This window comes from Porticoccus sp., from assembly GCA_023261185.1.
GTDB classification, from domain to species: domain Bacteria; phylum Pseudomonadota; class Gammaproteobacteria; order Pseudomonadales; family Porticoccaceae; genus Porticoccus; species Porticoccus litoralis.
The window spans coordinates 1-9624 of the sequence record JALRJN010000107.1; the positions used below are offsets into that span (position 1 = coordinate 1).

The following is a 9624-nucleotide window of genomic DNA, read 5'->3' on the forward strand; positions in this document are numbered from 1 at the left end:
GGTGTCGCTGGCGGTAGAGGTTATCTGCCCGGCGCTGCGCCAACCGCTTCTGCAGTTGCTGATCCATGGATAGGGACATATGAACTCCCGGGTGACCAGCAGACAGCCACCCTCAGATAACTAGTTGGCCGCGTTGTAGAAAAGGTGGTCGCTTGCCGCTTCGGCCACAGCCTGACGCAAAGCCTGTTCCTCTTCATCGCTGTCCCTCGCCACGTGGCGGGTTTCCGGCACAATACCGAGCCTGCCCAGCAATTCCATGTCCCGGTTAGCTTTGGGGTTGGGTGTGGTGAGCAGTTTTTCACAATAAAAAATGGAATTGGCCCCGGCCATAAAGGCCAGCGCCTGCATCTGGTCGTTCATTTCCTCGCGCCCGGCAGAGAGACGCACATGGGATTTCGGCATGAGAATACGCGCCACAGCGATGGTGCGGATAAACTCAAACGGGTCAAGGTCATCCTGCTGATCCAGCGGGGTTCCCGCCACTTTCACCAACATATTGATCGGTACGGATTCCGGGTGCTGGGGCAAGTTGGCCAACTGCATCAACAGCCCGGCACGGTCCTTCTCACCCTCACCCATACCAACGATGCCTCCTGCACAGACTTTCATGCCCGCGCGGCGCACACTGTCCAGGGTATTGAGGCGATCCTGATAGGTTCTGGTGGTGATAATTTCGCCGTAGTATTCCGGTGAAGTGTCCAGGTTGTGGTTGTAGTAATCGAGCCCGGCGTCAGCCAGCATCTGCGCCTGATCTTCTTTCAGCATGCCCAGGGTCATACAGGTTTCCATACCCAGCGCCTTCACTTGGCGCACCATTTCCGCTACAGCGGGCAAATCCTTATCTTTGGGGGAACGCCAGGCAGCGCCCATACAAAAACGGGTGGCACCACTGGCCTTGGCAGCCTTGGCCTCTTCGATGACCTGATCGACGGCCATCAACTGCTCTTTCTCCAGCCCGGTATCGTAACGGGCGCTCTGGGGACAGTATTTACAGTCCTCAGGACAAGCACCGGTCTTGATGGACAGCAGCGTACTGAGCTGTACCTCATTGGGGTTGAAGTGTTGTCGATGCACCACCTGGGCCTGGAACAACAGGTCATTAAAGGGCTGCTTGAACAGCGCCAATACTTCATCACGGGTCCAGTCGTGGCGGATATCTGAAACTTGGCTGGCAGGCATCAATCATCTCTCATATAGTCGGTGACAGCTCGTTATCATAAGTGAGCATGGATCGCTGTCAACCAAAAAAGGATTTCTGGTTAACTACTATGGACGACCAGCAACTGGCAACTATGCTACGGCGGGCAAGTTACCGACTGCTCCCCGGCCGTTGTCTGATTTGTGGCATGGCCAGCGGGCAGGCAGTGGACCTGTGCTCCGGGTGCGAAAGGGAATTACCGCAAAACCGGTCATGCTGTCCCATCTGCGCCTTGCCCATCGGGGCGGAGATAGAGACATTGGCTCTGTGTGGCCAGTGCCAGAGCAACCCTCCACCCTTCCATAGCTGTCTGGCCCCACTGCGCTATGAATTTCCCATCAATTTGCTCATCAATCGCTTTAAACACCACGGCAAATTCTCAGCTGGTGCCCTGCTGGCGGAGTGCCTGTTGCGTAACCTGAACCAGCAGGAGGAATTACCGGAGTTATTGATCCCCGTGCCGCTGCACTGGCGGCGTCTCTGGCAGAGGGGTTTCAATCAGGCCACCTGGCTAGCTAATTACCTGGGCAGACGGCTGGACATACCTGTATACCATCGGGCTCTACAACGCACGCGATACACACCACAACAGCAGGGTCAGCGGCGTTCTCAACGCCTTAACAACCTCAAAGGTGCGTTTCACCTCAAGGGGGATGTATCTGGTAAAACCATTGCACTGGTGGACGATGTGGTCACCACCGGTAGCACCATCAATGAACTGAGCAGGATGCTGATGTCCGGCGGCGCCCGTCGCGTGAATGTCTGGTGCCTAGCTCGCACGCCGCTGGAAAAATAACCCTAGCGCCCCGATAATGATGTGCTGACCCCAAGTGACTTTTTGATGTTATGAGCCTATCCCTTTGGCAAGAAATCCAGCAGGATGCCGCTGCCGTCGCCAATGAAGAGCCGGTATTAGCCAGCTTTCTCCAGGTCACCATCCTGAAACATGATTCGATACTGGAAGCACTGAGTTTTTTGCTCGCAGAGAAACTCGGCTGTGATGCCACCTCATCCCTGACTTTACATGAAGTGTTCGAGGAAGCTTTCTCTGGGGACCAGGATATGGAAGACAAGGTCAACTGTGACATCCTGGCTATCTACAATCGGGATTCCGCCTGCCAGAACCTGTTTTCAACCTTTCTTTACTACAAGGGTTTCCATGCGTTGCAGGCCTGGCGAGCAGCCCACTGGTTGTGGCAACAGAATCGCCAGTCCCTGGCGCTGGTACTGCAAAACCGTATTTCCGTCGTTTTCGGTGTAGATATTCATCCGGCAGCAGAAATCGGTCGCGGAATCATGTTTGATCACGCCACGGGAATCGTCGTAGGGGAAACTGCGGTAATCGAGGACTGTGTTTCCATCCTGCAGTCTGTCACCCTGGGCGGAACCGGCAAGGAAAGCGGCGACCGCCATCCCAAAGTCCGGCGCGGCGTACTGATCGGCCCCGGTGCCAAAATTCTGGGCAATATTGAAATTGGTGCCGGCTCCAAAATCACCGCTGCCAGCGTGGTACTCAATAATATCCCCCCGCACTCGGTGGTTGCCGGCGTGCCTGCCGAAGTGATCGGCACGATAGAAATAGATGCCCCTGCAGAACTAATGGACCAGGGGCTTTCTGGCTGTTGCGACTAATAATAAGAAGGAAGACGTCATGTCCAAGCTGAAAAATGAACCGGAACTGTTAAAGGAAGCATTGCGTATCGGCATGATCTACGCGGAAAAACGCGGCGCGGCGAAATTTGAAGCTTCAGACTCTGCCAATGAGAAGGTTGAGTATATCTACAAATTACTGGTTCACGACAAGCTGATTCAGCCTCTGGCCAAGGAGCAACATGATATCCCGCACATGAAACACAAATTGGCTTTATGGATGGCTCGTCAGTTGCCAGAAGGCCACACCCTGCTCGGCTGATTGTGGCAACAAGTGAACTCATAGCGGGACGATGAATCAAACCTTCTATAAATAAACCGTTGTATGATCGGCATCCATTCCGCATTCAACCATCCTGTAATGACTCGTTTAGGAGTATCTGTGAAATATTTAAGCGCCCTTGTAGGCATCTTACTTTCCTTTTCCGTGATGGCAGCCACCCTCGAAGAGGGGTACCAGGCAGTTCGCGGTGGTGAACTGGATAAAGGCTTTGCAATACTCAGTGAACTGGCCAAAACCGGGGATGCCGATGCCCAATTTGCGTTGGCAATACTCTACCGGGAGGGCTGGGGAACGGAAAAAGATCTCAAGACTGCGTTTGAACTGTATCTGAAGTCCGCCGAACAAGGTCACCCGGGCGGCATGTTTGAAACCGGCTGGGCTTATCAAAGTGGCGAAGGGGTGATAAAAGATTACGCTAAAGCCGTGCCCTGGTATGAAAAAGCTGCCAATGTCGGTCATCCAGCAGCCATGTATGCCCTTGGGGGCCTCTACTACAACGGGATGGGTGTCACGAAAGATGAAAAGCAGGGTAATGAATGGTTTAAACGATCTGCTCAAGCTGGCTACCAGCCGGCAATTCAATATCTCGAACAGATCAATGCCATGAACCCCTGAAAAGCCAGTATCAGTCAGGTTACCCGCCGTGTAATCTGACGATTATTCCCCTTTGGGGACCATTACGATCAGGCCATATCAAGAACTTTTGTGATCATTTGCAGATCTTTTTGCTGCAGATCATCCAGCCGGTATTGGGCGAGAACATTTCTGAAGGCCTGGGCCGCTAGGCCGAGAACTCCCTGTAACTTACATTGGCTGGCTATGGGGCACTGGATACCTTTGCAGTCAATCGGCTCCATGGTTTCTTCCAGCTCACTGATGATTTCCAGTAGATTTTTCTGGCGTGTATCCGGTTCCAGAACAATACCGCCATTTTTGCCTCGGGCTGATGATATCCAGCCCAGCTGAGACAGCCGCTGACTGACTTTGTAAAGATGGTGGCGGTTCATATTGAAGCGCTCCGCCAGAAAATCCAGACCTACGCGAACCCCCGGGGGCTGACTGCTGAGATGAATCAGTACCCGCAGGCCATAGTCGGTAAATCGAGTTAACTGCATGCTTAAGCCGGGGCCTCAAACGCATCTACAAGAATATCGGTGAGCGCTGCGCCTTGGAGAAAACTCAATTTCTGCAGTTTCTTGACCATGCCCGGCGCTCCACAGAGATAAATCCGGTGTTGTTTAAGATCAGTGTGACGGCGACTGACAATATCAACCAGGTCACCCTGATGTAATTGCGGATCCTGCTCTGCTTCCCGCTTTACCACACGGTGATAGTGGAAATTTTCATGACGGCCGGCCAGATCAACCAACTCATCCACCAAGTATAACTGGTCGGGGCTGCCGGAAGCGGAGTACAGATGAATATCTCCCCGATGATCATTAGCCAATGCCTGCCGGGCCACACCATACAACGGCGCCAGTCCCGTACCGGTACCTGCCAACACAAGCGTTTGTTCTTCAGCACCGGGATTGTAGAAACAATGTCCGCGGGCCGAACTTAACTGGCAGCTGTCGCCTTCCTGCATTTCGTGCTCCAGCCAACTGCTGATCACACCATTGGAACGACGTCGCACGTGCAACTCTATATGTCCATCTTCCGGCATGCTGGCGATGGAAAAACTACGTCCGTCAGCCAGGTTTTTCCACACGCTGGTGTACTGACCGGCAAACCAGGGCATATCTGTTTTAAAACGGACTTTCAGCACCCCCTGGTTCAAGGGCTCCTTGTACGTCATCACCGCATCATAGCGGCGCTCAGCATCACCCAACGAAACCTCCATATCGGATTCGGGGTAACACTGGCAGGCCAGGAAGTAACTCTGTGCAATCTGTTGTGAAGAAAGCCCGGCCTGAGCTTTCTCGGGGATTGGGCTATCGTGAGCCACCATTATGCAGGAGTGACAGAGCCACGCACGGCAACTATTGGGGACAGCAATATCCGCCCCTTCCAGGGCGGATAAAAGCGTCTCGCCTTCCGGGACATCAATAGCCCGGTCACTGTAACGAACGACTGCCATGAGCTATTTCAGCGATTCAGTACGTCATCACGAACACTGTTGGCTAGGGCCGCCACTTCACCGATATCTTCATCGCCGACGCCCAGTTCCTTGAGAGTCTCACCCAACAATTCGATCACCGCATCAACATGAGTGTCATTCAGACCCGTCAGATGCTTGTGCCCTTCACGCATATCCTTGCCGGTGTAGCTGTTTGGGCCGCCCAGCACCATAGTCAGGAAGGCTTTCTGCTTTTGGGACTGACCGGCCATATCAACACCATCAAAATATTGGTTGATACGGTCATCCATCAGGACTTTACGGTAAAAAATATCAACGGCAGCATCTACAGCAGCGTCGCCGCCCAGTTTTTCATACAAGCTCATTGGAACACCTCAAGTTAATTGTTGTATCAGGAATACAACAATTAACTTAGCAAACTCGGTGCCAAAATTTACTGCATTGAAATATAAAAGGTTTTTTGCCTGCCACAGGCATTAGAGCGCCTTGCGGCCTGCCTTTGCCTCAAATTGGAGCAAAAACTGGCCGTGGCCGGGTCAAAGCTGGGCAGTAATTCTGGTTAAATCCAATCAGTCGATACCCCACAGGCGGAGCTTATTTTCGTGTCATGGTATCCAGAAGGCCCATCACAAATGCAGAAATAACAAAGGTCATGTGCAGTACCACATACCAGAGGATCTTGTCGTTTGCGATTTCATGGGCATTCATAAAGATCTTCAGGAGATGAATGGAGGAAATGGCCACAATAGAAGCCGCCACCTTATTTTTCAGTGAGCTGGTGTCCAGTTTGCCCAACCAACTCAATTTGTCATTGGATTCATCCAGGTCCAGTTGCGAGACAAAATTCTCATAGCCAGAAAACATCACCATCACGATCAACCCGCCCACCAGCGAAATGTCTACCAGTGACAGTACCACCAGAATCAGATCCATCTCGGACATACTGAGGATCATAGGTAGTGTATGAATCACTTCGGCAAAAAATTTCACACCCAGCGCCAATAACGCGAAACTGAGGCCGAAGTAAATGGGTGCCAGCAACCACCGGGTGGCATACATCGTGTTCTCGAACATCTTTTCCATCATTACATCCTTCGCATAAAACGGTTAGCTCACAAGATTAAAGAAGTTTATCTAGGGGAGTTGATAAAGGCGACCGTCCTCCATGCCGATTGGCATGTTACCGGCTAAAAACCAAAAAAAAGGGCCATCTAAAATGGCCCTTTCGCTCTTCTTAGCAGATTACGCGACATGGCATTGTCGTGAACACTTGAAACAGCCGTTGACATGTTCGAAGTGTTTTTTAGCTTCACGAATAGCCGCGCGACAGGTGGGGAAGTTACCCAACGATTTCTGATCTACTGAATCAGGTAAATCCGGACACCAGGTGCCCATGTTGTGCACAATATGATCCCCATTTTCTTGTGCGTTTTTAGTCACAATATATCTAGCCATAGTACCCTCAACATCTTATTGTCGGTTAATAATCACTGCATTAACATGCTATTAATAATACATTCATCGCAGATGGAAAAACCCCCTCTTTTGTTGAATGCTGGAACAAAAATATAGCTTTTTTTGACAGAAATCAACACCTTAGAGAGACTCCAAAATTTTTTGGCGAGCCGGTTTTTGAGGTGTTTTATGTGTCATTTGGTCCGCCTTTCTTCAGCAACTGACGTTTCTTTCAAGTCAGGACTCTGTCAGCATTTTGGGATTCCTGGCCCGGTTAAAATATAATCGGCAACCTCTAAGAAATATGACCCGATAACTACTAGAAAACTATTAAAAGGAGCTCCCCATGCCCGGCTTACTACCCGACACTGATCCGGATGGCCTGCTTGAATATTCCGTCGTCTTTACGGACCGTTCACTAAACCATATGTCCAAGCGCTTTCAATCCGTCATGAATGACATTTCCAGCACCCTTAAAGAGGTTTATAACGCCACTGCCGTGGTGGTTGTCCCGGGAGGTGGTACCTATGGTATGGAAGCAGTGGCGCGACAGTTCGCTACGGGGAAAAAATGCCTGATCATTCGCAATGGCTGGTTCAGCTTTCGCTGGAGCCAGATTCTCGAGATGGGACATATCAGCGATCAGAATATCGTCATGAAAGCCCGACCGGTAGATGACTCAGAAACCCCGGCCCTGGCTCCGGCTCCTATTGAAGAGGTTGTTGCCGCCATCCAGGCAGAAAAACCGGACATGGTGTTTGCACCCCATGTGGAGACGGCCTCCGGCATGCTCCTGCCGGATGACTACATTCGCGCAGTTTCAGAGGCAGTTCACTCCGTGGGTGGCATGTTTGTACTGGACTGCATTGCCTCCGGTACATTATGGGTCGACATGAAATCGCTGGGTGTTGATATTCTGATCAGTGCGCCCCAGAAAGGCTGGAGCGCATCGCCCTGTAGTGCGCTGGTGATGCTCGGAGAAGAAGCCCGTAAACGTATTGACGACACAGTGAGCAGCAGTTTTGCCTGTGATCTGAAAAAGTGGCTGCAGATTATGGAAGCCTACGAGAATGGTGGCCACGCTTACCACGCCACCATGCCAACTGATGCCCTATTGAAATTCCGGGACACCATGAAAGAAACCCAAGCCTACGGTTTTGAAAAGGTGCGCCAAGAGCAGATTGAGCTGGGCAAACGTGTGCGAACCCTGCTGAGAGAAAAAGGTATCAAAAGCGTTGCCGCTGAAGGCTTCCAGGCTCCGGGGGTTGTGGTTAGCTACACCAAGGATCCTGATATTCACAACGGCAAAAAATTTCTTGCAGAAGGTCTGCAAATTGCTGCGGGTGTGCCCCTGCAATGCGATGAGCCGGAAGGATTCCAAACCTTCCGTATCGGTCTTTTTGGGCTCGACAAACTGCATAATATTGAGCGCACGGTCGCCAATCTCAATAACGCTATAGATAAGGTCATCCGTTAATTTCAGGACCACAACTGCCTTTTCAGCCGGGATTCTGTCCCGGACTGGAGGGTGGGCAGTGTTATACTCATGCGCTGTTATTTCTACTGCTGACTTTTCGTCTCAAAAGCTCCTCTGTTATGTGTTTCGGCCTATCAAAAGCTTTCTCCACCATACTTCTCATTCTGCTAATCGCCTTGGCGACGCCAGGAGTTCTGGCTGAAGGTGATCTGGACGAAAATGAAGAAGTGGTGACAGAGGAGACTGAGGATGAGGACGAGGATGTAGCAGACATTGATGACTCCCTGCCTCGTCAAACAACATCAACACAACCTACGTTCTCCAGGGCCTATGGTAATGCCGAAGATATACAAGACAAACCACACAAGATTGCGCCCAATATTGACCTGAAGGAAGTAGCACCTGCCCAAACGTCAAAATCTTTTTTTACTGAACCGGAGAATCCTGAACAACCCCAGGACATCCAGCCTGAACCCAGAACCCCCGAACTAAAGCCGGAAACCACGCCCCCTAACAGTATTACCCTGCTCGACACCGAGGTGTTACCCGGCACCTCCACACGCATTGGTTGGTCTCCGGGCCTGCAAATCAGTGGGCTCTCATCGCCAACCCCCGTGCTGGTGGTCAACGGTATCAAATCGGGCCCCACGTTATGCCTGGTGGCAGCCATACATGGAGACGAGCTGAACGGTATCGAAATTGTTCGCCGGGTACTGTATGACCTGGACCCTACCGAGCTCTCTGGAAAAGTGATCGGCGTTCCTATCGTCAACCTGCAAGGATTTCAGCAGGGCAATCGCTACCTGCCAGATCGTCGGGATCTGAACCGCCACTTTCCCGGCAAGGCAGATGGCCATGTGGCAGAACGCTTTGCCCACGCGCTATTTTCACAGGTGATCAGACACTGCGACATGCTTGTGGACATTCATACCGGCTCGTTGCGACGCACCAACCTGCCACAATTACGTGCTGATATGAATAACCCGGAAGTCGCTACGTTTACCGGCGGCTTTGACCGTATCGCCGTTGTTCACAGCACTGGCACCCGCGGGATGCTGCGAACTGCCGCACTGGCCATGGGTATCACCGCAGTCACCATGGAAGCTGGTGAATCTCTTCGCATACAGCAACACCAGATAAAGGCCGGAGTGAACAGCCTGCACAGTCTTATGGAAAAGCAGGGCATGATTTCCAGACTTTTCACATGGGGCGACCCAGAACCGATCTATTACGATTCCTACTGGATTCGAGCGGAGTACGGCGGCATTCTTTCCAGCAAAATCACCCTCGGCGCACAGGTCATCAAGGGGCAGGTACTGGGCGTGGTCACCGACCCGATTACTAACGCGCAATACCCCATCAAGGCGAAAGGCATCGGCAGGATTATTGGTATGGCGGTAGACCAGGTGGTGATGTCAGGTTTCGCCGCCTACCACATCGGCACGGAAGCAGAAGTCCCTGCAGAGTAGTCATGTCAGGAGCCT

The 9624-nt window shown here is 51.8% G+C and carries 11 protein-coding genes; 6 read left to right on the forward strand and 5 right to left on the reverse strand.

Going from position 1 to position 9624, the window contains the following annotated elements; translation table 11 throughout:
- Nucleotides 1-120: 120 nt before the first annotated feature.
- Nucleotides 121-1179 (reverse strand): biotin synthase BioB, encoded by a 1059-nt coding sequence (gene bioB, locus ACYZYZ_RS10070; protein ID WP_305170575.1) that lies wholly within the window; start codon nucleotides 1177-1179, stop codon nucleotides 121-123.
- A gap of 89 nt (nucleotides 1180-1268) precedes the next feature.
- Between bioB and ACYZYZ_RS10075 the strand changes: the two genes are divergently transcribed.
- The 4 genes from ACYZYZ_RS10075 to ACYZYZ_RS10090 all read left to right on the forward strand — a co-directional run bounded on the left by ACYZYZ_RS10075 (nucleotide 1269) and on the right by ACYZYZ_RS10090 (nucleotide 3746).
- Nucleotides 1269-1994: a phosphoribosyltransferase family protein gene (locus ACYZYZ_RS10075; protein WP_461484173.1), complete on the forward strand. Its 726-nt coding sequence runs from the start codon at nucleotides 1269-1271 to the stop codon at nucleotides 1992-1994.
- Between the two features lie 50 nt (nucleotides 1995-2044).
- Nucleotides 2045-2830, forward strand: a complete 786-nt coding sequence (cysE, locus tag ACYZYZ_RS10080; RefSeq protein WP_305170573.1) for a serine O-acetyltransferase — start codon at nucleotides 2045-2047, stop codon at nucleotides 2828-2830.
- A 19-nt stretch (nucleotides 2831-2849) separates the two neighbouring features.
- A complete protein-coding gene (locus ACYZYZ_RS10085) occupies nucleotides 2850-3110 on the forward strand; it encodes a DUF5062 family protein (protein ID WP_305170572.1) in 261 nt (86 codons plus the stop codon).
- Nucleotides 3111-3230: 120 nt separating this feature from the next.
- Nucleotides 3231-3746, forward strand: coding sequence for a tetratricopeptide repeat protein (locus tag ACYZYZ_RS10090; protein ID WP_461484174.1), 516 nt, complete (start codon nucleotides 3231-3233; stop codon nucleotides 3744-3746).
- A 68-nt stretch (nucleotides 3747-3814) separates the two neighbouring features.
- On the opposite strand, the gene ACYZYZ_RS10095 is transcribed toward ACYZYZ_RS10090, so the two are convergent.
- The 4 genes from ACYZYZ_RS10095 to ACYZYZ_RS10110 all read right to left on the reverse strand — a co-directional run bounded on the left by ACYZYZ_RS10095 (nucleotide 3815) and on the right by ACYZYZ_RS10110 (nucleotide 6291).
- Nucleotides 3815-4246: an RrF2 family transcriptional regulator gene (locus tag ACYZYZ_RS10095; RefSeq protein WP_305170569.1), complete on the reverse strand. Its 432-nt coding sequence runs from the start codon at nucleotides 4244-4246 to the stop codon at nucleotides 3815-3817.
- A gap of 2 nt (nucleotides 4247-4248) precedes the next feature.
- Nucleotides 4249-5208, reverse strand: a complete 960-nt coding sequence (locus tag ACYZYZ_RS10100; protein WP_461484175.1) for a 2Fe-2S iron-sulfur cluster-binding protein — start codon at nucleotides 5206-5208, stop codon at nucleotides 4249-4251.
- An 8-nt stretch (nucleotides 5209-5216) separates the two neighbouring features.
- Nucleotides 5217-5573 carry a group I truncated hemoglobin gene (locus ACYZYZ_RS10105; RefSeq protein WP_305170567.1) on the reverse strand — a complete coding sequence of 119 codons (357 nt, stop codon included), beginning with the start codon at nucleotides 5571-5573 and terminating at the stop codon, nucleotides 5217-5219.
- 229 nt (nucleotides 5574-5802) lie between these two features.
- Complete coding sequence (locus ACYZYZ_RS10110; RefSeq protein ID WP_305170566.1) at nucleotides 5803-6291, reverse strand: TIGR00645 family protein; 489 nt, start codon at nucleotides 6289-6291, stop codon at nucleotides 5803-5805.
- A gap of 718 nt (nucleotides 6292-7009) precedes the next feature.
- Between ACYZYZ_RS10110 and ACYZYZ_RS10115 the strand changes: the two genes are divergently transcribed.
- Nucleotides 7010-8140 (forward strand): aminotransferase class V-fold PLP-dependent enzyme, encoded by a 1131-nt coding sequence (locus ACYZYZ_RS10115; RefSeq protein WP_305170565.1) that lies wholly within the window; start codon nucleotides 7010-7012, stop codon nucleotides 8138-8140.
- Nucleotides 8141-8259: 119 nt separating this feature from the next.
- A complete protein-coding gene (locus ACYZYZ_RS10120) occupies nucleotides 8260-9609 on the forward strand; it encodes a succinylglutamate desuccinylase/aspartoacylase family protein (RefSeq protein ID WP_461484176.1) in 1350 nt (449 codons plus the stop codon).
- The last annotated feature ends 15 nt before the right edge of the window (nucleotides 9610-9624 follow it).